This window comes from Patescibacteria group bacterium (genome assembly GCA_041665345.1).
Lineage (GTDB): Bacteria > Patescibacteriota > Patescibacteriia > PEXW01 > PEXW01 > JBAYJA01.
Genome location: JBAYJA010000002.1, coordinates 90,016 through 112,149, shown reverse-complemented (window position 1 = coordinate 112,149; position 22,134 = coordinate 90,016). Strand labels below are relative to the sequence as shown.

Annotated in this window: 26 protein-coding genes; 25 read left to right on the top strand and 1 reads right to left on the bottom strand. The window is 49.1% G+C overall.

The genetic code is table 11. The annotated features are described in order from the left end of the window. Positions 1–1,195: 1,195 nt before the first annotated feature. From WCV85_04285 to WCV85_04255, 7 genes are all read left to right on the top strand, one after another. A complete protein-coding gene (locus WCV85_04285; protein MFA6474072.1) occupies positions 1,196–1,402 on the top strand; it encodes a hypothetical protein in 207 nt (68 codons plus the stop codon). 139 nt (positions 1,403–1,541) lie between these two features. Further along, positions 1,542–1,718, top strand: a complete 177-nt coding sequence (locus WCV85_04280; protein ID MFA6474071.1) for a hypothetical protein — start codon at positions 1,542–1,544, stop codon at positions 1,716–1,718. 119 nt (positions 1,719–1,837) lie between these two features. Beyond that, on the top strand, positions 1,838–2,341 hold the full coding sequence (locus tag WCV85_04275) for a hypothetical protein (GenBank protein MFA6474070.1): 504 nt from the start codon (positions 1,838–1,840) through the stop codon (positions 2,339–2,341). Positions 2,342–2,479: 138 nt separating this feature from the next. Beyond that, positions 2,480–2,749 carry a hypothetical protein gene (locus WCV85_04270; GenBank protein ID MFA6474069.1) on the top strand — a complete coding sequence of 90 codons (270 nt, stop codon included), beginning with the start codon at positions 2,480–2,482 and terminating at the stop codon, positions 2,747–2,749. Positions 2,750–2,770: 21 nt separating this feature from the next. Then, the gene (locus WCV85_04265; GenBank protein ID MFA6474068.1) at positions 2,771–3,115 is read left to right on the top strand and encodes an STAS domain-containing protein; all 345 of its coding nucleotides are present in this window, start codon (positions 2,771–2,773) and stop codon (positions 3,113–3,115) included. Between the two features lie 117 nt (positions 3,116–3,232). Beyond that, positions 3,233–3,568, top strand: a complete 336-nt coding sequence (locus WCV85_04260) for a hypothetical protein (protein ID MFA6474067.1) — start codon at positions 3,233–3,235, stop codon at positions 3,566–3,568. A 134-nt stretch (positions 3,569–3,702) separates the two neighbouring features. Then, positions 3,703–4,488 (top strand): hypothetical protein, encoded by a 786-nt coding sequence (locus tag WCV85_04255; protein MFA6474066.1) that lies wholly within the window; start codon positions 3,703–3,705, stop codon positions 4,486–4,488. A 231-nt stretch (positions 4,489–4,719) separates the two neighbouring features. Here WCV85_04255 and WCV85_04250 read toward each other — a convergent pair whose 3' ends face one another. Then, the gene (locus tag WCV85_04250; protein ID MFA6474065.1) at positions 4,720–4,986 is read right to left on the bottom strand and encodes a hypothetical protein; all 267 of its coding nucleotides are present in this window, start codon (positions 4,984–4,986) and stop codon (positions 4,720–4,722) included. Between the two features lie 181 nt (positions 4,987–5,167). On the opposite strand from WCV85_04250, the gene WCV85_04245 reads away from it, so the two are divergent. The 18 genes from WCV85_04245 to WCV85_04160 all read left to right on the top strand — a co-directional run bounded on the left by WCV85_04245 (position 5,168) and on the right by WCV85_04160 (position 22,109). Further along, complete coding sequence (locus WCV85_04245) at positions 5,168–5,728, top strand: hypothetical protein (protein ID MFA6474064.1); 561 nt, start codon at positions 5,168–5,170, stop codon at positions 5,726–5,728. Between the two features lie 118 nt (positions 5,729–5,846). Continuing rightward, a complete protein-coding gene (locus WCV85_04240) occupies positions 5,847–6,464 on the top strand; it encodes a hypothetical protein (protein MFA6474063.1) in 618 nt (205 codons plus the stop codon). Positions 6,465–6,616: 152 nt separating this feature from the next. After that, positions 6,617–6,895: a hypothetical protein gene (locus tag WCV85_04235; GenBank protein ID MFA6474062.1), complete on the top strand. Its 279-nt coding sequence runs from the start codon at positions 6,617–6,619 to the stop codon at positions 6,893–6,895. Between the two features lie 216 nt (positions 6,896–7,111). Then, complete coding sequence (locus WCV85_04230; GenBank protein ID MFA6474061.1) at positions 7,112–7,747, top strand: hypothetical protein; 636 nt, start codon at positions 7,112–7,114, stop codon at positions 7,745–7,747. Positions 7,748–7,945: 198 nt separating this feature from the next. Then, positions 7,946–8,233 (top strand): PGPGW domain-containing protein, encoded by a 288-nt coding sequence (locus WCV85_04225; protein ID MFA6474060.1) that lies wholly within the window; start codon positions 7,946–7,948, stop codon positions 8,231–8,233. Positions 8,234–8,338: 105 nt separating this feature from the next. Further along, positions 8,339–8,743, top strand: coding sequence for a hypothetical protein (locus tag WCV85_04220; GenBank protein ID MFA6474059.1), 405 nt, complete (start codon positions 8,339–8,341; stop codon positions 8,741–8,743). A gap of 199 nt (positions 8,744–8,942) precedes the next feature. After that, entirely contained in the window at positions 8,943–9,506 is a 564-nt protein-coding gene (locus WCV85_04215) for a hypothetical protein (GenBank protein ID MFA6474058.1), read from the top strand. A 123-nt stretch (positions 9,507–9,629) separates the two neighbouring features. Beyond that, on the top strand, positions 9,630–9,890 hold the full coding sequence (locus tag WCV85_04210) for a hypothetical protein (GenBank protein MFA6474057.1): 261 nt from the start codon (positions 9,630–9,632) through the stop codon (positions 9,888–9,890). Between the two features lie 102 nt (positions 9,891–9,992). Then, the gene (locus WCV85_04205) at positions 9,993–10,121 is read left to right on the top strand and encodes a hypothetical protein (GenBank protein ID MFA6474056.1); all 129 of its coding nucleotides are present in this window, start codon (positions 9,993–9,995) and stop codon (positions 10,119–10,121) included. 111 nt (positions 10,122–10,232) lie between these two features. Continuing rightward, positions 10,233–10,856, top strand: a complete 624-nt coding sequence (gene lepB, locus WCV85_04200; GenBank protein ID MFA6474055.1) for a signal peptidase I — start codon at positions 10,233–10,235, stop codon at positions 10,854–10,856. A 47-nt stretch (positions 10,857–10,903) separates the two neighbouring features. Then, positions 10,904–11,353 carry a prepilin-type N-terminal cleavage/methylation domain-containing protein gene (locus WCV85_04195; GenBank protein MFA6474054.1) on the top strand — a complete coding sequence of 150 codons (450 nt, stop codon included), beginning with the start codon at positions 10,904–10,906 and terminating at the stop codon, positions 11,351–11,353. A gap of 164 nt (positions 11,354–11,517) precedes the next feature. Next, positions 11,518–12,981, top strand: a complete 1,464-nt coding sequence (locus WCV85_04190) for a hypothetical protein (GenBank protein MFA6474053.1) — start codon at positions 11,518–11,520, stop codon at positions 12,979–12,981. A gap of 135 nt (positions 12,982–13,116) precedes the next feature. Beyond that, entirely contained in the window at positions 13,117–14,493 is a 1,377-nt protein-coding gene (locus WCV85_04185; GenBank protein MFA6474052.1) for a CPBP family glutamic-type intramembrane protease, read from the top strand. Positions 14,494–14,669: 176 nt separating this feature from the next. Further along, a complete protein-coding gene (locus WCV85_04180; protein MFA6474051.1) occupies positions 14,670–15,101 on the top strand; it encodes a hypothetical protein in 432 nt (143 codons plus the stop codon). 102 nt (positions 15,102–15,203) lie between these two features. Continuing rightward, the gene (locus WCV85_04175; protein MFA6474050.1) at positions 15,204–15,500 is read left to right on the top strand and encodes an FHA domain-containing protein; all 297 of its coding nucleotides are present in this window, start codon (positions 15,204–15,206) and stop codon (positions 15,498–15,500) included. A 28-nt stretch (positions 15,501–15,528) separates the two neighbouring features. After that, positions 15,529–16,230 carry an FHA domain-containing protein gene (locus WCV85_04170; protein ID MFA6474049.1) on the top strand — a complete coding sequence of 234 codons (702 nt, stop codon included), beginning with the start codon at positions 15,529–15,531 and terminating at the stop codon, positions 16,228–16,230. A 1,396-nt stretch (positions 16,231–17,626) separates the two neighbouring features. Further along, positions 17,627–20,266 carry an Ig-like domain-containing protein gene (locus tag WCV85_04165; protein ID MFA6474048.1) on the top strand — a complete coding sequence of 880 codons (2,640 nt, stop codon included), beginning with the start codon at positions 17,627–17,629 and terminating at the stop codon, positions 20,264–20,266. 7 nt (positions 20,267–20,273) lie between these two features. Further along, the gene (locus WCV85_04160) at positions 20,274–22,109 is read left to right on the top strand and encodes an Ig-like domain-containing protein (GenBank protein ID MFA6474047.1); all 1,836 of its coding nucleotides are present in this window, start codon (positions 20,274–20,276) and stop codon (positions 22,107–22,109) included. The last annotated feature ends 25 nt before the right edge of the window (positions 22,110–22,134 follow it).

The window sequence follows — 22,134 nt, the reverse complement described above, 5'->3', positions numbered from 1 at the left end:
CTCGAAGTTCCGTGAGCAAAACGAGGGACTTGTCCTCCGAAGTCTCGTCATCGAGACGTAGGAGGATAAAATGTGAGCCGGTTCCTCCATGGAACCGGCTCGATGCTGAACGAACTTTACTTCTCGCGCGCTTGAACGAGCGCGTCGGCATTATCATTGATCGAGCCGCCAGTGCGAATAATACGCATATCCGGCGTCACAATAATCCCCTGCTTCATGCAAATTCCTCCTTGGAAAGTTAATCACCCAACACCACGCTTGTTGCTCCTTGCACCTTGCGTGGCACTACCTGAAAAACAACTAAAGGTAGCATGGTATTTGGAGCTTGTCAATACCCCATAGCAGAAGTATGGCGTAAGGAGAAAGCTGGGTTCATATTCATACTTTCACCCGGTAAGGGTTACCCCACCTGTCCTCCCCTTCGAAAGGGGAGGAAACGTACAAATACACCTTGGTCTGTACATAACCAAAAACACCCTCCCCTCCTTTCGAAGGAGGGGGTAGGGGGAGGTAGTCCTTACCAGGCAAACCCTTGTATTACTTGAACCAGTCATTATCCAAGAATCAAACCCGTCCTGCCATCCCTTCCATTCATCCGTATCCCCATTCGTAATTCGTATATTTCCCGCGAAGCGGGACCCCGCTCCGCGGGGCGTAACTCCTTTCATTTCGTAATTTCCCGCCACTTTCTACTTCTGAGGAAAGGAAGGCGGGATCCCGCCTCGGTGGCGGGACGTAACAATCTACCATAAGTATTTTTGGCTAATCTAAGCCCTTTTGGCTAACCTTAGCCTTTTTAGGTATTGACAGGATTGGCAATCCAGTATATACTCCCCCGTTACGCTAGAACTGGTTATTTCAGCGGCCTGTCCGAACGTTGAAAACCGAATAGTGCCATAGTCGTCTCCTCTTCGCTTGGGGGGTCGACGGAGAGAGCACCTTACCCGCTACCAGTGGGTTGGTGTAAACAACGCGGCGAAAGCTGCGACAAGCGACTGGATAATTTGCAATTATTTCACTATTCATTTATCTATTCTTATGATTACAACCCAATAACAGACTCTCTCCTATAAAAAGAAGAGGGTCTGTTTTATTTAGTGTCCTGAACAGTTTGTCGTTCGGGCACACTGTCCGCCCGCATGAGTCCGGAGGGACTGGTGCGGGTGACAGTGAGGAAATCCAACGAAAGGAAACAATGAGAAAAATGAAGTGGGATTTCATTACAGTATGGTTTACCGTCATGGTAGCCACTGCAATGATCATGGCAATCACCGGAATGATCGGCATTTCCGGTGGTGGGTTGATCTGGTTGGAAATCGCGGTCTACTGCTTCTTCGCAGTGTTCGCAGAATTTCTTCTCGGCGTCGTCCCCGCTGAGGTAATCATCAGTAAAAGTCGCTAGCTCTATTTCGAGGGCAGCCGTCGCTTTTCGCCGGCTGCCTCTCATCCTCCAACTCGTGAAATGGTTCATAGGTTGGATCTATGAGATTGAAACAATAAACACAAACATACCGCCCAAGACTATGGGCAAGGAGAAAAAAATGTTAGAAAAAATCTTCAGAATATTGGTCTGCCACTCTATTACCCTGATTCTCGCGTTCTGCGCCATGATGGCGCAGAACATGAAGGCCACACTGGCCTTCTCGATCCTGAGTGTGGTGATGGTAATCATCACCACGATTCTGGTGCTAAAAATTAGCAATCAGACCAGGACGTAGGTTACTTGGCAGCCGACGCTTTTCGCCGGCTGCCTCTCACTTCTTAGGACATATAACGGTGTACTGAGAAGTGAGAAAAACAATATTTGCGCAAGCCTGAGAAGGCAAAGGAGAATAAAATGTTACAGGAAAGTTCGATTCAAGTGTCAACCAGTATCATAAAGAGAATTTATGAGGTTGATTTTGAGGTTGTTGCTGTGGCTGTACGCGGCATTGCCGTCATCCCTGAAGATTGTGCAGAAAGGTTTGCGCAATTTATCAAGGACAAAGGGTTGGTAACAACCCCGTTTGTTCTCATGGAGGCGTACTGGAATACGCCGCATTGGAACGGCTCAAGAGAATGGACGATGGAAGACAACTTAACGAAGTGTCCGGAATTATTCGGGACTGAATTCGTCCAACGACCCGACGGAACAAGCGTCGAATCCGATGGGATCTACGTCTTCACCAATGCGACGGTGAAGAGTATCCTCTTCGAATCTCGTGAAACCGGTAGCGTTATCCGCGCTACCAAAAAATACAACGGGCTCTGGACCCTTAGTCTGGAAGTTCCGATGACCGACGATGGCGAACCCTGTGTGGACGACGAATATTGGAAACGTTTCCACAAAGCTATTGGCTAGCAAAAAAACGAACCTTAAGAGAAAGGCAGCCGTCGCATTAACCGCCGGCTGCCTCTCACTTCTTAGGACATTCCAGTGTGCTGAGAAGTGAGAAAAAAGTAAACAAGCAAAAAACTCAGAAATGGGCAAGGAGAAAAAATGTTCGAATTTATCACCGTGACACTATTTGTGGCTTTCCTAGTCGCCGTATTCATCTGCGTCCTCAACCCGAATATTCACTTCCGAGGTCGCCTGCACTGGGCCGTATGGACCTATCGAATTGAGGAAGCGAAAATTATTGACGGGTTCACGAAACAGCCAACTGGTTCATCTGAACCAAAAACGAAATACCATACCCGGACTTGCAAACATTGTCCGGTTCGCTATGTCCAACTAATGAATGGGGCAAGTTGGTACAGAACTATTTAATCCAAAGTTTGGAGAAAAAACATGGAAATCACAATCCGAAACGAAGGTTCGGCGACCATTCTTCATTGCAAAGGTCGAATCGACATCTTAAGCAGAGAAATACTGCAAAGGAAGGTCGAGGAAATCGTAAAGCAAGGAACGGGTCCAATCCTCCTTTGCCTCAAGGAAGTTGATTTTATCACCTCCGCGGGCCTTGGCTGCTTGGTCACCTGCCTCAAGCTTTGCCGGCTGGCAAACAGACGCTTTGTTCTCACTGATCTGGCGTCGTATATCCAAGAGATGATGGAGATCACTCAGCTGTCCGCTATCTTCGAGATCGCTCAAGACGAGAAAGCGGCCCTTGAGAGAATAGCGGCATTACCGTAACGATATTTCGGGGAGTCAGTACTACTCTGGCTCCCCCTCATCCTCCAACTCGTGAAATGGTTCATGGGTTGAAACAGTGAGAACGAAAATAATCAAGAACAAATGCAAGGAGATTGCATGCTCTCATTGAAAAATTTTGGCGATGAAGATATCAGGATCATCACCTGCCGAGGGTCGCTCGATAAACTAGGAGGCGCACTCCTAGTTCAAGAGGTCAGAAAGAAAACGAGGGTATCCTATGTCCTCTCAATGGAGGGTGTGGGCAAAATGACGACTGAGGGGATTAATTCCCTGCAGAGTTGCCGGGAAATATTGGGGAGTAGCAATCTTCTCATCATCGCCGGGCTCAGCGAAAGCATTTCTCAGATCATTCGGGAGAATCAACTGCCGATCATTTTGGTGAAAAACCAAAAGACGGGGTTAGAAATTCTGCAAAGGAGGCTAAAATTGTAAAATTACGGGGAGCCAGTTCCATTCTGCCTCCCCCTCACTCTCTAACCCATGAAGTAATTCACTGGTTAGAATCTTGAGAACGATAATTTAAGAAATGACATAAAACGCCCAGGGCTTTGGGCAAGGAGAATTAAATGTTTAAGTCAGTTATCATTTCGATCATTGCCGTCCTTGTGATGGCAACTTCGCTGTTCGCGCAAGTGGACAGCGTCAAGTTTGGTGGGTATATCATGACCCAGGCACCGCATGATTCTGTGAAGTCGTTCACGAATCGGTGGGCGGTTTCCAAACTGACCCTCCACGTTGACAGTATCCGCGGCGAGTTTCAATACGACCTCGCTTCGAATACGGTAATCGCGGCTCAGGGCTGCGTACCGAAGAGTATCTTCGATGGGGAGGCAACTCTCTACGTCGGTGCGACGTTCACCGCAGCCGGCCAGATTACGCCGTCCCCAAATGAATTGAACGGGAAGTTATGGTTCCCCGTTCATAACTCGTACACCTTTATCGGCAACGGTATCGGTGTTGGGTATAACCGTGGTGCACTTAGTCTGTACGCTGTACGGACAAACGAGTTCTCAGCGGCTCTAACCTTCCACGGTATTGAGTTACTGTGGCAAGAAGACTTTGCCAAAACGGCGGGGTTCACAACGCCAAAGGTAAACATTCGGCACACCTTCCAGGTCAATGCCTACGGTGGCAAGACCTGGTACAACGGTGGTCGCGAGGACCAGTTGTCTGGGATTGTGAACTTGGACTATAAGTCCTTCCGGTTGTTCTACGCCGTCAACGACGGCGAGGTCCATAACCGCGCGCTCGGCGTCAGACTCGACGCCACGAAACACATCCGGGTAAAGGCCTTACGGGCTTTTACCCCAGATGGTAACGTAGACTTTGCTGAAGTAGGCTTCAGCTTCTAAAGTCTTCTAAGCACATTTCTGAAAGTGGGAGGCAGACGTTCAACTCGTCTCCTCCCTACTCTTCTCTAGCGCGAAACATACTTTTGCCCTGAAGAAGAGAAACAAAATTTACGAATTACGAATCAGTACGAATATACGAAAAAAGAGGAATACACAATGGAAAAGATATCTGGATATGCAACGCTGACCTTTGCGATTCTGATGGTCTTAATTGGGCTTACCATGCAGATCCTAAAAAATCGCAAAGAGCGCCGGTGCGGAACGGCCTTTTTCTTGGCCATTCTCACTGTGTGCGTGTATAGCTGCAGAGCTTGGCATGCACTTACTATCAACGATTTCTACATTTTGATTCCGGATACAATCGGAATAGTGCTGTCGGGGATCATCCTTGGCCAGTTCTTTTACTACAGGAAAACTCGGGAGATCTAACCATCTCCCTTCTTCTCTAGTATAAAAACGCTTTTTTACTGAAGAAGGAACTCCTTTACTGTAAAGCATACTGTACATCTTGCAGACCTTACGGCTTACAGCTCTACAGCTTACGGCTTCCCTTCTCTCCTCACACTGAGTCAGGTTCTGCGTCATGCCGCTTCCTTCCCTCTCTCCAGGGTTGTGCGGGATTGCGTAGACCTGGCTCGCTGTGAGAAGAGAAAGAAACAACAAATTATTCGGAGGAAGTATGAGTACTGAGATTATTCTCGTGGATTTCCACAAGGATGAATGGGACGGCAGAGTTATTGGCCACCCTGAAATGAGAGGTCCGCTGGTGTTCGCAGATCGAAATGCGAAACACTTGGTGACCTTTACTCAACCGGGTTTTTACCTGGTTGAAATCACAAAAAAGGTTCCAGGCGAATCGGTCTTTAGCGGCTACTGGCTCGGCAGAGTCATAGGTGGCCCTGACAAAGCCGAGGAGTTCCGAAAGCAACGGGAAGAGACCCACGAAAAACAACGTCAATACATTAAGGGTCTCGAACAAGAAATCACCGACTACCTCATGGAAGTCGGGATGGAGAGCGCCTCGTTCGACATGGTGCTTGACGCATCTGAGAACGAAAGTCTGCCTCTCCATTTCGAACTGCAGACAGGAACAGGTATCTTCGAAAGAAGACTATCCAGCAATCCTGGTACTGGAACGGTACGAATCTGGGTGAGGGGAATCTCTTTCCTTACGCACGACCATTATTTCACCGTGCCCAATGTGCCGGTGAATATCCAGCAGCAAGCGCTTGCTGGCTAATGTCCTTTCGTCGGGCAGCACTAAAAAAAATGCTGCCCCTCGACTTGAGTGCAGAATACTGATTCTGGACTGAAGTCGAGAAACAAACAATCATAAAAACTAAGAACAAGGAGTGAAAATGAAAAGATTGATTACCTTCGCAATCCTCGTCGCCATGTTCGTCATGGTGAATTCGTTGGCGCTGATGCCGACGATACAGGCGCAAGTGGTCGCGAATGAAGAAAAAATTCTGGAACAGAAACTAAAACAAATTTCTGACTCGCTGAATGTTGAGCTGAACTGCGTTCCGGACAGTGTTTGGCAATATGCCAGGGAATACCTTTATCGCCAAACAATGTATAGCATCTCCTTCGGAGGCGCCGCTGAGCTCTACCAGATTGGCCTACCGCAGAAAATATGCTGGGGATATACCGCCACTCTTGATAGAAGCTACTACGGAGCAAAATTGCTTTGCCCCGAGGGCAACGTATACGTTTTGAAAAACGTCGACCTGGAAATTCATGGACAATTTAATCATGATGATCAAGTGGACGTATTGTTCGTCATTCTCGATGAAGAAACGGCCAAAGATTCGACCTTTCCAAAGGGGCCAGAAGATTTTAAATTATTTAGTTGCAGTGTCCCAGACCCAACGTGCAAAAATGATGAGCGAACTATCTTGGTCAAACCATCTGGGGGTTTGACAAACGTATTAGCATTTCAAGACGGTAATTGTGAACTTCTTCCGAGGAGATGACTCGAAGAAACTCATAACTATCCGTCGACTAAAGTTTCGCACCTTCGTTGGGCAGCTTCTAATATGCTGCCCCTCGACTAGAGAACAGAATGAAAATTCTGTTTTGCAGTTGAGAAAAAACAATTTAACCACAATATTCACAAGGAGGACACATGTCCACTGTATTTAGTTTAACTTTCAGCTTCGTAGTGGGATTCTTGGCAATCATCATATTGAGACTATACAGCGTCTCAAATCTGAGTCAAAAAATCATCGGGACAACCGCGCTCCTGATTGGCATTGTTCTCGATCTCACAACGAACAAAGGAACCGGGATCAGCGTAGTCGAAATTCTGCAGACATTCTTTGCTTCTGCAGGATTAGCAATCCTGCTTGGACTTCTTTTCGAATGGTGGGGAAAACGCTTGCACCAAGACCAGACACGGGCATAGGTGAATAATCGGCTGGCGTGTGTCGTGCCAGTCGTGGAGCATAGATCTCCATACGAAAAATCAACCGGGAGGAATTTTGAAAGTACATTTGTAACATAATTGTTAGAGGGGTGGTTTGGCTGTCATACACCCCTCTCTTTCCTAGGCCGCAAGAGATTGTGGATTGGGAAAGAGAAACACACATTTAGTAAACAAAAACTTCCTGAGGAGGAAAAAGTGAGAACAATCATCAACATCGGTCTTGTTGCCATCTTTCTGACATTTGGCGTTTGGTACGCCTGGGATCAGGGGTACCTTTATCCCAGATTCGAGGAGACTGGCAAATTCTGGCACCACAGTGCCATCATCGTCGAAAAGAACACCGGGGCAACCTATCAACCTTTTCTTGATCCATTTCCGTTCATTTCATTATTTAGGATTGATAGCGGTACTCCTGACACCGTGTACGTCGATACAATCCAATATGTGAAAGACTACGGTTACTCGGAACACGCGGATTTCATAAATGGCCTCCTGCATGTCAACGGGAGTACCAAGGCGATCACAATTGCTGAGTTCCATACATGCTTAGGCAGGAAAATTGAACCTATGAACTCATCTCCTGACCTTGGAATGACCACTGGCCTTTCAAAAGAAAGTTGGTTTGATTCAACTTCCCTTGAGAGTGCCCTACTTATGGGGGTCGGGTGCTCAAATGGTGGGGATTTATTCTTCGATCCGAAGTATAAATACTCTGGCAGCCCGTCACTGGCCCTAGGATCTGTTCCACTTCTACTACTCATACCGATCGCAATCTCCCGAGTACGACGTGAACAGGAAGAGGATGAGTCAAACGGCAACGATAACGAGTAACCGCCCAGGACTGTGTCGGCCTGGTCGTGGAGCATAGATCTCCGTGGCGAAAAATTACCAGGAGGAATTTTGCAAAGTACATTTTGAACATAATTGTTGGGGTGGCCGGCTGGACCACCCCTCTCTTTTCTAGCGTACGAGCATATGGTATCGTGCTCTGGAAAAGGAACCTAAACTGAAAACCAACAGGGAGGCACCGTGAAAAGAGTCTGGACTGCAGCGCTGAAAGTCGGGCGCATCTTAGCTGGCTTGGTGGTCACCATTGCCGGCCTGGTGATGCTCATTGGCCCAGGTCCGGGCATTCTGGTGCTGCTCGCTGGCATTGGAATTCTGAGTATCGACTTCCCCGCTGCACAAAAGTTGCGCCACAAAATCCTGGCGCAACTACCCAAAAATCCACAGGGCAAGACCCCAATCTGGCTCATCATCACCTTTACCATCATCGGGCTGCTGAGTCTGATCCTGTCCATTATGTGGCTACGCTGATCACCGGCGAGTGAACCATTCACTCGCCTCTTTTCCTCAACTTTTGAATAATCAATTAGTGAGGAAAAGAAAAAAACGTAAATCACTTATTTGAAAGGATAAAAAATGCGAAACGTCGTAAACATTATTATCGTGGTGGTAATGGTTGCCCTTACCACTTGGTATGCCTGGGATCAGGGATACCTCTACCCCAGAATGAAGGTCGAACAGCATTCGATCACCGTGTGTGATGTATTGGTCGATCGCAGTACCGGCAAGGCATACGAGCCCCCGAGACCCTTTACCGTGAGCTGGGTCCCTATTGATTACCACTTTGAGCAGAGAAAGCCCGACACGCTTTTCGTCGATTCCCTGGTGTACGAAGAAACGTACTACGATTATCATACGTCAATCGAGACTGGGAACCTCATCGACCGAGGGACCTCAAGACCTTTCGTCATCGCCAAATTTTATACTCTTGGCGGATTTCCCTGGCCAGCGCTTGACGAGCAACCGCAAAGAACCATTTAGCAACTGTCGTGGCGAAAATGAAACAAACTTTGCTACGCTTTCGGTGACAGAGGGGACTAAAACCCAATTTGCACATTACAAGCTTTGGTAGACAGCTTCACCCGAAGTCTACCTCTTTCCTTAGCTCATGCTGTGGGCTGAGGAAAGAGAAAAAACGAATAAAATACATATCTGAAAGGACAGAAAAATGAAAATCTTCATGACCACCCTTGCAATCGTATTTGCATTCAGCCTGATTACCATGTTTTATATGGTATTTCCGGCTGAGAATGAAACGTTCAAGATTCAGCACTTTCCAGGCATGCAAACTGAACAATTGAGCTTAATCCGCGTGCTAGGTCTTCGCCACCAGATCGACCAAGTCTATCAGGCACCGAACGGCGACTACTTTCTACGCGCGCATGATCGTACGGAAAGTTACACATCGACGGTTTGGCAGTTTTTGGCCATGACCGTAGGACTGCTTGCATGTGGTCTGACGGCCAGGAAGTTCAAAATCAACAGTAAAGAACTTCAGCGGATAATTGGTTTTGCAATTTTCTACTGCAGCATCATCGGAGTAGCTCATTGGGCGTGTTTCATTGAAACAGCCTCGGACCTATTCTTCAATATGTTTCCAATGGAATTAAACATGCTCCTCATAATCATTGGGTTTGGCGCAGTAGCGCTGTTTGCTGGCAGAAGTATCTCACTTCTGGTGGATAGCAGTCCTCAAGACGATGCCCCGGAAGTCGGAAAGGAACTGTCACCGGCCATTGTGTAATGAATGGTCATAATGCTCATTTAGAATTTTCCAGAGGCAGACTAACCATCTGCCTCTCTTCCCCAGCATTCGAGTAAATTCGAGGATTGAGGAAGAGAAAAAAACACAAATCGGAGGTTAGACATGGACAGAGTAAAGTTCATTACGGTGAAATCCGGCAAAGTCGAATGTGACGGCAAACCAGTGCGCATTGGAGAAAAAATTACTATTCCGCATTTCATCTTTGAACTGCGCAATACTACAAAATCAGGCCTTCACGTTGTCGTTCTCAACGAAGCCTCTGGTGGCTTTCGCTCATCCTGCATTCTGCAGGACGGGAAGTACCAACTTTCCACCGCAGGGTGCATCCCGTACGTCCCGATCCCAAAAATGGATCGTTGGTAATTTCAGTAAGCTTTGGTAGACAGCTTCACCCGAAGTCTACCTCTTTCCTTAGCCCATACTGTGGGCTGAGGAAAGAGAAAAAACATCAATCAGGAGGAGCTAATGTTGAAATTTTTCAGCAACTTCGTCATGTACCTTTTCGCCGGAATTTTGGTAGTCGGCTGCCTACCGGCAACGCTGCCAGGTGCTGTGCTCGCACCGCTTTTTCATGCTTGCCGGGTGAGCAAGTAAGAAAGCAGAGCGCACTTCTGGAGGAAACCTAAGTGTTTCCTCCCCTTTTCCCAACCCATGAGCATTCCTGGTTTGAGAAAAAGAAAAAAATGAAAAAATGGAGGTTGGAAAATGGAAAAAAAAATAACCCGAGGGACTGCTCCATATGAAAGCGGTCGAGCGAGAATCAAAACCACAAAATTCCTCCAATTTGTACAGAATTGGTGGAAACCCGTTTGCCTTTGGCTGGTAATTGGAGTTGTGGTTGCGACACTTAGTCGAGTGTACTGCGCGCAAGCGTCTCGAATCAGCAGCGACTCAATGACCCCAACCTTGCAAACCGGTGACTTTATCATTGTTTACAAGCTGGGTACATTAGCAGTCGATGACATTGTGGTCTTCCACGTGCCGGAACGCAACACGGACTTTGTGAAACGCTGCGTCGCCCTTGCTGGGGACACGGTGGAAGTACGAAATAAAGACCTATTCGTCAATAACGTCTTTATCCCGCTGCCTCCGCAGGCAGTGCATGGGGACACCAAGACTTACCCCAAGCAAAATTCCCCTCGGGACTTCTTTGGTCCCTACGTCGTACCCAATGATCACTTTTTTGTGATGGGCGACAACCGTGACGATTCCTTCGACAGCCGATACTTGGGTGCAATTCCCAATGACCAAATTGTCGGCCTCGCAGTCTGCACGTACTGGAGCTGGAATAACGGGCTCCATGCAGAACGAATTTTCTGCGGCCTGTAGTATTAACGTCATTCAAAACCAATAACCCAAAATCGAAAGGAGATTGCGTGAGCAATCACATTACCAAAAACCAGGGTGGGTTCACCCTCATCGAACTCATGATCGTCGTTGTCATCATCGGCATCTTAGCAACCTTGATCATTCCAATAATTGTTCACACACCGCAGAGAGAAGCCAAAGCGTGCCTTATGCAAATATATAAGGCGCAAGAAGATTTCAAGACACAGCATGGTTACTACTACGGTTCTGATTTTGCAACCGTTTGCGCCGATAGTAGCATCCCCACACTTGCTCTGGAGCCCCGTTCAGGATCCGAGCCAACACAAGAAGTACAGATCCCAAACGACAGCCCGTACATGTTCTGCATTTCGTCGAAAGACAATGGCGAAACTTTTGTCGCGGGAGCGCAAGCAAACCTGGATGATGACCCGGCCATGGATGAAATCAGAATTGACGAAAGAGGAAAAATTTTCGTTATCCTGAATGATCTAGAATAGGTCAGTCTTCAAAAAGGTGCGCAGCACAAAAATTCGCTCTTCGAGGACGAGTGTCTGGTCCATCCCAGCACTCGCCTCTTTTTCAAAGCATAGAAGGTAACTCTATGTTTTGAAAAAGAACAAAAACACAAAAGGAGGCTACGATGGTAGCGAAATGCCTTGGCATGGCTTTGCTTATTCTTGGCATGACGCATGTTTGCCAAGCACAGCAATTTCATCCATTACAAAAGTTTGGCGTGAAAAGCTTTGCAGTACAGGATTCGATACAAGATGCATACGTCAGAGAGATGTATACACTCTTCCAAATTCTTGATGCGAAGTTTGTAAAGAAGGTTTTGGTAAAAATGCCAGACCTCCGGCACTTCCAAGAACGTGTTGACGCGTGGGCAGCAGACCACCCTGAGCGTTGGCAGGAAGTCCAGCAGACTCTTGCCGCCTGCAAAGGAGCAGCGCAGAGCAACTACTTTGGTACGTCCATTGATGCAGTTGAGCCTGACGTGCGTTGGGCACTATTTATCATCAATGGACTACCGAGCAATGTCCTCATCGTTCCTGGCACTTGTGCCAACGGTCATGACACCTGCTCAATCTGGACTTACATCTGGCGGTCAACAGCCACAATGCGCCAAGGGTTGGAGATTGCTTGTCAGTCAAAAGCTGGCGAACACTACCCAACCAGAATCATTCCAATGGATGAAGGATTTCCCACAGCGTATCCAATGTGGCCGTTTGTCCAAGTTTCCAGATTTCCGTCGCCAGATGGAAGTACGGAGGCGTGGTTCACGGTCTGGGTTCCGGGGAATCAGTTCACTGGTCTCACTCTGGAAGCTGGCACGCTCACCATGCGCGTTCAGCTCTTCGACAGTCTGCAAGCAAATGAAATATGTGCAGACAGTACAACCGCAAATCTCCAAATGTTGCGTGGCCTTCTTCAGGCAACGCAGCGCCAGGATCGCCACTTGATCCGAGCAATGGGGTGCTTGCGGCTGACGGACATTCCACCGGGCCACTACCACGCACGACTTACAGTGGCTGGGCATAGCCTCAATGTGGGTAACCTCTGGCTTGATATTCTCATTCCAGTCAAAAACCACCTGAGCGACGTGCTCATCCTGCAGTCAAGCAGCGCTATGGGTGGCAACGTACTGCCGGGCATTGTCCGAGACAGTACCAATCTGTACAACAACCCCGAAGCCTGGTTTACGCCTGGTACGATTTTACCACTCTACGCTGAGGTAAAGCTCCCTGACACAGGAACTTTTGAGGTAAGAGCAACGTTGCTACGCCTGCCAGACGTTTCCAATACCACACCAGGTTCAATCATCACTGGCCAACCCTACGTGGTTGCGGACAGCCTGAACCAGCCCTACCCAAGCGGGATGTGGCAACAGACAATGCCGGCGGTGATGGAGCAAGGAAAGGACGAACCCACCGGGGTGAAAGCCAAAACCTTACTGCGGGAAAAACGCACCGCCACACAAATGGATGTAACGCTACAGCTGAAAATCACGTTACCCAAAAAACTGCAAACCGGAAAGTATCTGCTTTCCATTGTCGTTCGTGGAACCGGCCGGCAGGTGTACTACTATATAACACGCCGACTAATCCGCATCACAAAACAGCAGTAAACGCGGGACAATTACACTCGCTTCGCTCTTTCAAAGATGACAGGTTGGAATATTTCTGACCTGTCTCTCCTTTCCAACGCAGAACAATCTTGTGCTGTGGAAAGGAGAATAAACACAAACAAAGTGAGGTAGAAAGTGATCGAGTTGATCGTCGTTTTTGTGGGTCTGCTGGTCTACGCATGCCTTCCTTCAGCACTGAAGGAAAAAATCGTGGTCAAAGTGGGAATACTCGTCCTGGTCGTAGGTTGGTTCGGCTATAGTCAAGTAGCCTCCGGACTTTCCTGGCCACAGCTTGGCATCCGTACGGATGACTGGTTTGCTGGGATCCGACCGGTAATCCTGCTAATGGTTGTCGGGGTTATTATTATGCTGCTCTTCGCAGCACTCCGCACCCCGAGAACACTTAAATGGAATAGCCACATGACCATAAGCGCTCTGCTCTACCCGCTCTTCGGGTTTGCGCAGCAGTTTCTCATTCTGGGCTACCTAAACATGAAGATGACTAGCTTAGGATGGTCGCCAATCCCCATCGCTATTGTGACAGCGATTGCATTTATGCTGCTACATGTCCCGAACCGCTGGCTCATGCCGGCGACGGTTGTTCTGGGATTCATCTTCTCCCTGCTCTACCAACATGAACCAAATCTCATTGCATTTGGGATTGCCCATGGCTGGCTAGGCCTGCTCTACTATTTCTGGGTAATGGATGAGGATCCAATCCAAAAAATTGTTGAACAGCTAAGGGGCCGTGGTAAAGGAGCGATCGCGAGGAAAATTGGCTACCCCGTGCTAGCTATTGGGTCTGCCGTAGTAACCTGGTTTGGTATTTATGCAATGCGAAGTTACTTACTCCCGTTTGAAAATGCTTCGTTTGCAGCGGCGGTGCTCTTTGTCATTCTCCTGGTCCATGAAATGGGACATTGGCTTGCAATGGCGCGGCACCGTATGTACTGTCTAATGGTCTTCACGCCACTCATCGGTGGTGTAATCTTCTCAAAGAAAATTGAAGCGCAAGTAGAAGAACTTCCTTGGTACGAGCAAATGCACATCTTCCTCGCCGGCGTGTACGGTCAGTTCGTTTTCGTTGGAATATCCTGCGCGCTTACTCTCCTCCAGCAATTCACGGTCAGCGAGTTTCAGATTATTCTGCTGCTCAATGGCTGGATCATACTCATCAACCTTATCCCGCTTGGGTTTTTGGATGGAGGACGATTTATTCGGAAACTTCTGCAGAGTACGCCACGCGTGGCTCGAAAAGAATTCGTTATCCGTCTCGGAATTTTTGTTTTTGGTTTTGGCGGGGTCGTGAATTTCATTTTCAAGACTGGATTTTTCTTCTTGCTGTTGGTATACTTTTGGTCGCTCATGCTTACGGAATTCAAACTCCGTAAGGAACGTGCGAGCGAATACGATTGGCGAGCATTAGACTACCAGCAACGGCGAAAAAGTTACCTCCTGTACATTGGTTGTTTAACTATCGCCTTCGTCCTTTTTGGTTTTAGTAAATCGTAGCTTTTTTGGGGCGAGCAGACCTTTCGTTTGCTCGCCTCCTTTCCTCAATTCGTTCATACTGAATGAGTTGAGGTTGAGGAAGAAACACAGAAACTTTAGGAGGATACATGAAAGTAGAGTCACCCAAATCCACAACGCTAGCAAGGAGTTGCCCGCCCATTTGGTTTATTCTCACGATGGCAACGATTCTTCTTTGCAGCCTGTTGTCGAACGGCTACAGCAAGCGAATAGAAACACCAGAAGTGTCTTTGCAGGCGAAGGCCGACAGTGTGTTTGCGGTAATCTTCGGCATGCAGGAAAAGTACACTCTGGCCGCTCGGGAGGTGAATACCCGGCTCAGATTCGAACCGACGATCGCCCGGCAGATCGATTCGCTGTTCATGTGCGACTTGCACAAAAAAGCGCAGGATAGTATCCGAGCTCTCGGCCTGGTCAACCCCGGCAGTGGCACAACGCCGGACACGCTCATCTGGTTGTACGGGAGGAATGAAAATTCCCCCGCAGACACGAACCTCGGCGGCTGGCTATATAACCCGAGGCACTTGTTTCTGAAGCCAAATTCTGCAACACCAACCAACGTCCTGGGAAGATGGGCTGGTAAAAAATAGAACTTTTGGAAAAGGCGAACACACGTTCGCCTCCTTTCCTCAACTCGTTCATACTGAATGGGTTGAGGTTGAGGAAGAGAACAAGAATACAAAGGAGAGAGAATGAATCTCGTGTTACTCCACAATGACAGACCAAAACATTCGTACACGCTGCCCAAAAATACCGGCCGATTTTTCCAAATTGGCTATGAATCGAACTGCAGCGTGCGCTTGCCTGCGAACAAGGGTGTGGAACAATACCACGCCCTCATCATTCGAACCGAAAAGGGTGGGTTCCGCATCTGCAGTCGTACCGCAAAAGCAACGACCATGGTGAACGGTCGATCAATAGTTGATCGCGACTTACGCGCCGGCGACAAGGTGCATATTGGCTCCTATGCCTTCTTGGTAACGGAATAATGGCATGAGACAATGAAAGGAGTGATTGGTGGAAATTCTTGTCTACCACAACAATAAACAGGTGGGTAAAAAAGCTCTCCCTGCACGTCGTGGAAAAACTTTTACCATCGGCCAGGGAGAAAATTGCGAACTTGTACTACCATCAAATGGGATTGACAAGTGTCATGCGATCGTCTACACCATGCAAGACGGTAGCTACCAGCTTGTTGACAATTTTTCGAAAAATGGGACATTCGTCAACGGTCAAAAAATCACGCAGCGTGAACTGAATTTCGGTGACTTATGCACAATAGGTAAGTTCACCATTGTTGCAGTGTGCGATCACATTGCAAACGAAATACCAAAAAATGAAGAACAACAAACCTCGAAAGGAGAAATAGTGAAACAAAACTCGTACGGCTGGCTGATCTTTCTGATCTGCCTTGGCTACGGCTTTTTTGGGGGCATGTCCATGTTTTGGCTGAAGGGATTCTTCTTGATCCTTGGAGCCATCATCATGATCGTGCTCTACTTCTGGCCGGAATGGTTCAAGTTGTGGCAGCTGATTTTCACAGCCGCAATGCACGGCGTTGGCATTGGCGTGATGACATCAATTGGTGCACACACAATTGCCCCTATTGTCGTGGGCGTACTGGTCGCCTGTATTTCTGGGCTGATGTACATCATCCCTTGGAGCAAAGGGCGCGAGAAGCAACAGCGAGATGCAGCGACAACAAACATCAAACGTTAACTACCTTCTTGGGGAGTCTTCAGACTCCCCAATCTCCCAGAGTATAAGCACGCTTGTGCGTTGAGAGATTGGAGTAAACAAAAACAGAAAGGACAATAAAAAAATGCGAATGAACATTGTTCGCAAACTCAGATCGCTAACAGCATATCTACTCAAAAGGATAATTGAGCTGAAACGGCTGGAACAAATCCACACGCGGAAGCATGGCACCCGGCCAACATGGGTTGTAATAAAACTTATTTGCGCTGAACTCAGCGCAGGTTTGCTTCTCAGCGTAACCCAAAAGTGTCTACCCTAACAGGCAGGTACGAGCCCCGATGTATAAGTCGGGGCTTTTTTTGCGCATAACTTTTTGCTTCCAGCTCCCCCCTTAATTTCCTCCCTCTATCATCCTGAACATAGCGCAGTAGAGTGAAGGATCTTGCTCTTCCTTGAGGATTATCCGCGAGATCCTTCCGCCTACGTTCAGAAACTTCGGCCTATGCCGACCGAAGTCGGCTTCGGCCGACGAAGGTCGGCGGACAGGTCGTATGACTCAGAATGACAGAGGGGGAGAAAAAAATACGGGTCAGGGAAGGGTATAGATGCTCGTTAGGGTAAACGGAATAGAAGAAGGTCATCTTGCATTCTTCCACCAAACCCCAGACCCCGAACCTAACAAGCATCCACACCTCATCCCATCCTCGGTCGAGCGCGGACCCCGCATCAGATGGTGCGTGACCCGCACTCGGAGTTACTCCCGTCCTCTCCCCATTTCCGCCATAGGCGGACCCCGCTCCGCGGGGCGTATTTCTCTTTCCTTTCGTAATTTCCCGCCTCTTTCTGCTTCAGATGCAAAGGAAGGCGGGATCCCACTCAACGCAGTGACGTAGTACTTTTTCGTAATTCGTAACTGTATTCGTAATCCTATTCGTAATTCGTATATTCGTATCTTTTTTCGTATTTCGTAACTTTTGTAACCCCTCTTCGTATTTGACGAAAAAGGTTGTTTATGCTAAAATATATTTAGAAAATAAACACTATGCTCAAAAGCCAACACGACCATATGCGTCGCGTTCCCTCCTCACGTAGCAATCAGCTAAGTCATTTTGTTGCATCTGTAAGTTTCATTCTAGGTATTACTGTCGTTGGACTCTTGGGTACGTGGGTGGCGCGCACAGCTCTCACAGAATCTCGCGGTGCCCATCTCCCAGGTCGTGTGGCCGGCGCAAGCATTGTACGCACCTGCCAAGACATAGCCAATGTACCGACCTCTTGCAATCACACACCCCCCAGCTTTTATCTCCAGCTTGGAAACAATCCCTTCCTTCTTATCGATCACTACCACCCATAGGGGAGAAGCTGGTATACTACTACTAAATTACTCGTCGTTCCTCACTCCCGTTCAAACATGCCTATGCACTTCCTTCTTCAAAAATCTTGGCACCCACACGCGCTTCTCATTTCCGTACTCACCGTCATGGCAGCAGGTTTTTTTGCTGCCTCGCTGATCCCCTCCAAAGCTGCGGGGAATAGCTTCTACGTCGCACCAAGCGGCAGCAATAGTAATAATGGCTCCATCAACGCGCCCTTTAAAACCTTTGAACCAGCGCTCCGTGCAGCAACCCCAGGCGACATTATCTATGCTCGCGGTGGGACGTACAACTACGATAACTCCATGAGTGCTGGCCAAGGGGTACAAAACTTCATCTCCATTCAAAATGTTACTGGCGAGTATACAGACATCGATAACGGCACGGTGGGCAACCCAATTGTCATCCGAAACTACCCTGGCGAGACGCCAATTCTCAACATGAATGATTCCCGTTTCAACTTAACCACCATGAACCATCCGGCGGTCATATTCCGGGAAAAGTCCTTCTGGACCCTCGATGGTTTTGAAATTATCAACGGCAACGTGAGTTTGAACGCCTACAGTGATGGCAATGCATCGCCGAACGGGAGCCTAACGCATGATATAACCATTCAAAACAGCAATATCCACCACCTAACCTTAGAAAGCTCAGAAAACCACGGGCTCATTCTCATCAACCGAGGTGACAATGGCGGTGCGTACAATATTTCCATTCTCAACAACGAGCTCCACGATTTCTACGAAGCCTCACATCCTGGCCAGTGGGAAAATACCGGTTTAGGCGGTATTCACCTGGGCGCACTCACGACCCTCTCCTGCCAGTCATACGTGGGTTTTGATTGCGGGCACACGGGTTCTATCACCTTCTCAGGCAACACTGTCTACCACGTGCCGCAAGCCTTCTTCTTCAAAAATCCTACCGAGGGACCGGTGATGATCAGCGATAATATCATTCACGATACGGAGAGCTTGGGCACGATGATTACCTCGAACGTAACGATGAACCACAATCTCGTCTACAACGTGGACCAAGGCTGGAATTTCGTGGGTCGGGACGGATTAACTGCACAACTTTACACCATTAGTGGCCAAAATGCTGTGGTGACGAACAACACTTTTGTGGGGCTGGATCAACTTTTCAATATTGTGAATGGTACGAACCACAATGTGCAGCGGAATGTATTCTTTGGCCTGCCAGACCGGGTTCCTGGAGCTGGGTATGACACCATGGCGTACATTACCAAATCTGGAACCTACCCTGACCCGGCAAATGTGAACCAGTCGATTTTACAAGACATTACCTCAAACAATAACTGCTTCATCACCCCCTTTGCAGACTTCCAAATGGTGCAGCGGCACGTGAGTGGTACGCAAGAGCACTACACGCATCAGGATGCCACGACCACCTTTGGGTACGATGCGAACTCAACCTTCATTACCCAAAGCAGTGCCACAGCAATTTTCACCAATCCTGGAGCAAACGACTATAGCCTGCTCTCAGCTATTGCCAGCCAGTGCCCAGCGAACGCCGGATACTACGCGGCTGGCGGCGGTGATGTTACCCCACCAACCGTCTCGGTAACTGCTCCAGCAAATGCGGCTACGGTAAGTGGATCCAGCGTCACCGTATCGGCAACAGCTGCGGATAATACCGGTGTTGCTGGTGTCCAATTCAAACTCGATGGCACGAATATTGGCTCAGAGGATACCAATGCTCCCTACTCCATAACCTGGGATTCAACGGCTGCTACAAACGCAGCGCACACGTTAACTGCAGTAGCCCGGGACGCAGCCGGGAACTCGACCATCTCAGCCGGCATCTCTATTACCGTCAATAATGGCGCAGGTGATACTACAGATCCAACGGTCAATCTTACTGCACCAGCAAATGGCGCAACAGTCTCCGGCACGGTAAGTGTCACCGCCAACGCATCAGATACTATTGGCGTGATTGGTGTGCAATTCCGGCTAGATGGCGCAGACCTTGGAGCCGAAGATACAACTTCCGCCTACTCCACGTCATGGAATACCACCAGCGCAAGCAATGGGAGCCACACGCTCACGGCAATTGCCCGGGATGCTGCAGGGAACACGGCGACCGCCTCTAGCATTACCGTTACCGTGAGCAACACCGGACAATTTAGTATTAACGATCGGGTGCAAGTCACGGCCTTACTCAACACGCGGGATGCCCCAGAAGGAAATGTGATTGGGAACCATCAGCCGGGTGCCTTAGCTACAGTTACTGGCGGACCAGTAATCCAAGGCGGCTACACCTGGTGGCAGCTGGACTACGATATTGCCCCAGATGGCTGGTCAGCAGACATCTACCTCGCTGCCTACCAACCGGCGTCGGATACAACTCCGCCAGTTATTTCAAGTATCACCACCAGCGCCATTACCCTAACCAGTGGCAGCATTCTCTGGAATACCGATGAAGTCGCCGACACGTTGGTCCAGTACGGGACGACGCTCAGCTACGGTAGCCAATCGACGCTCAATGCCACGCTCACAACCACCCACCTTCAGACCCTCACTGGTTTGCTGCCTGGCACCACCTACCACTACCGGGTGATTTCCAAAGACGCCTCGAATAACAGCACGACATCGGGTGATAACACCTTCACTACTCTGGCGGATACCACGCCCCCTGGCCAGGTAACCGACCTCACCGCGCCCTAATTGACGTATGCGGCATTCCCGTTCCATACTTCGGCTTTGGAAAAGTGTCTCCGGCTTCCTCCTAGTAAGCCTAGGTATTGCTACTTGGACACCTGCGCACATTGCCGAAGGGCAAGTCGTACAGGGTATTGCCCAGCAGTACCCCTGTGATGCTGGTTTGCAAAATGATCCTGCAGTTATTTTTACAGAAAATTTTGAGGAAAATTCCATTGGCACCATGGCGGCTCGGTGGAATGACAACGACAACACCGGGGGTATGTCCTTTTCCAGTGACGTTCCTGCAACCAGTGGGGGCTCCCAGTCTTTGCGCATGACTGCCGTGGGTGGTAGCACCACCGGTGGGTACCTCTACAAAAACTTTGCCCCGGCTGGCTATGACACGCTGTACGTTCGGTACTACGTGAAATTCCCGTCAAACTTTCCCGGGCTCCATCACCTGGTGACTTTGGGCGGCCGCAATCCCGCTTCCAACTTTCCCATTGGAAGTGCAGGGACCCAGCCAACGGGGTCAGACCGCTTCAGCTCGTCGGTGGAACCAAGTGGCAATCCATTTGTCTGGGATTTCTACACCTACTGGATGCACATGCGAAGCTGGAATGGCTCCCAGTACTTTGGCAATGGCTTCAATCCCTCCCCGACAGCGCCGCTCACTACAAACGACTGGTTTCCCGTTGAGTTCATGATCAAACTCAATTCCCCGGTATCCTCCTTCAACGGTGAGCAAGCCATGTGGCTGAACGGCCTTCTGAAACAACATCTCACCCAGGGCTCTCCTTTGGGCAACTGGTCCAGCGATGAATTTTTCCCAAATCCTTCAGGTAGTCCGTTTGAAGGGTTTCAGTGGCGCAACACCACTGCGCTGAATATCAACTACCTCTGGTTCCAGTACTATCACGAAACTGGTGCGAATGGTGCGACTGATAGCTTGTCGTTCGACGACGTCGTGGTCGCCACAGAGTATATTGGTCCTATGGTTGCCTGCGGTGCCCAGGGCGGTGACACCACTCCCCCATCCGTTTCCCTCACCGCTCCGGCAGCAAGTGCCACCGTATCTGGCGCGGCAGTCACCGTGTCCGCGACCGCCACGGATAACGTTGGGGTATCGGGCGTCCAGTTTCGCCTCGATGGAACTGACCTCGGGACTGAAGATACTTCCGCTCCCTACTCCCTCAGCTGGGATACGACGGGTGTAAGCAATGGCAGCCACACGCTGACCGCAGTTGCCCGTGATGCAGCAGGCAATACCACCACCGCCACGAATGTTGCGGTAACCGTGAGTAACACTGGCCAATTTACCATCAACGACCGGGTCCGCGTCACTGCGCTCTTAAATGTCCGCGCCACCCCCGGCGGTACCCTCCTGGGCAATCACGATACGGACGCCTTGGCTACCGTGGTCGGCGGTCCAATACAGCAGGGCGGATCGACGTGGTGGGATCTTGATTATGATGTTGCACCCGATGGCTGGTCAGCAGATATTTACCTGGAGCTCTACCAGTCTCCTTCTGATACTACCAATCCTACGGTTTCCATTACTGCCCCTGCAAATGGCGCCACCGTATCAGGGACTTTAAACGTAACCGCAAGTGCATCAGACAACGTGGGGGTTACCGGAGTCCAGTTTATGCTTGACGGCGCGAACCTGGGGTCAGAAGACACTGGAACGCCGTACAGTGTTTCGTGGAATACAACCGGCGCATCGAATGGTTCGCATACTTTAACCGCGGTAGCACGGGATGCTGCAAACAATACTGCAACAGCCACAACTATCAATGTAACAATTAGCAATCCAGTTACAGACACAACTACACCTGGACAGGTAACCAATTTGCTCGCCAGCTAACATCACTCCTATGTTTCGCCCACTA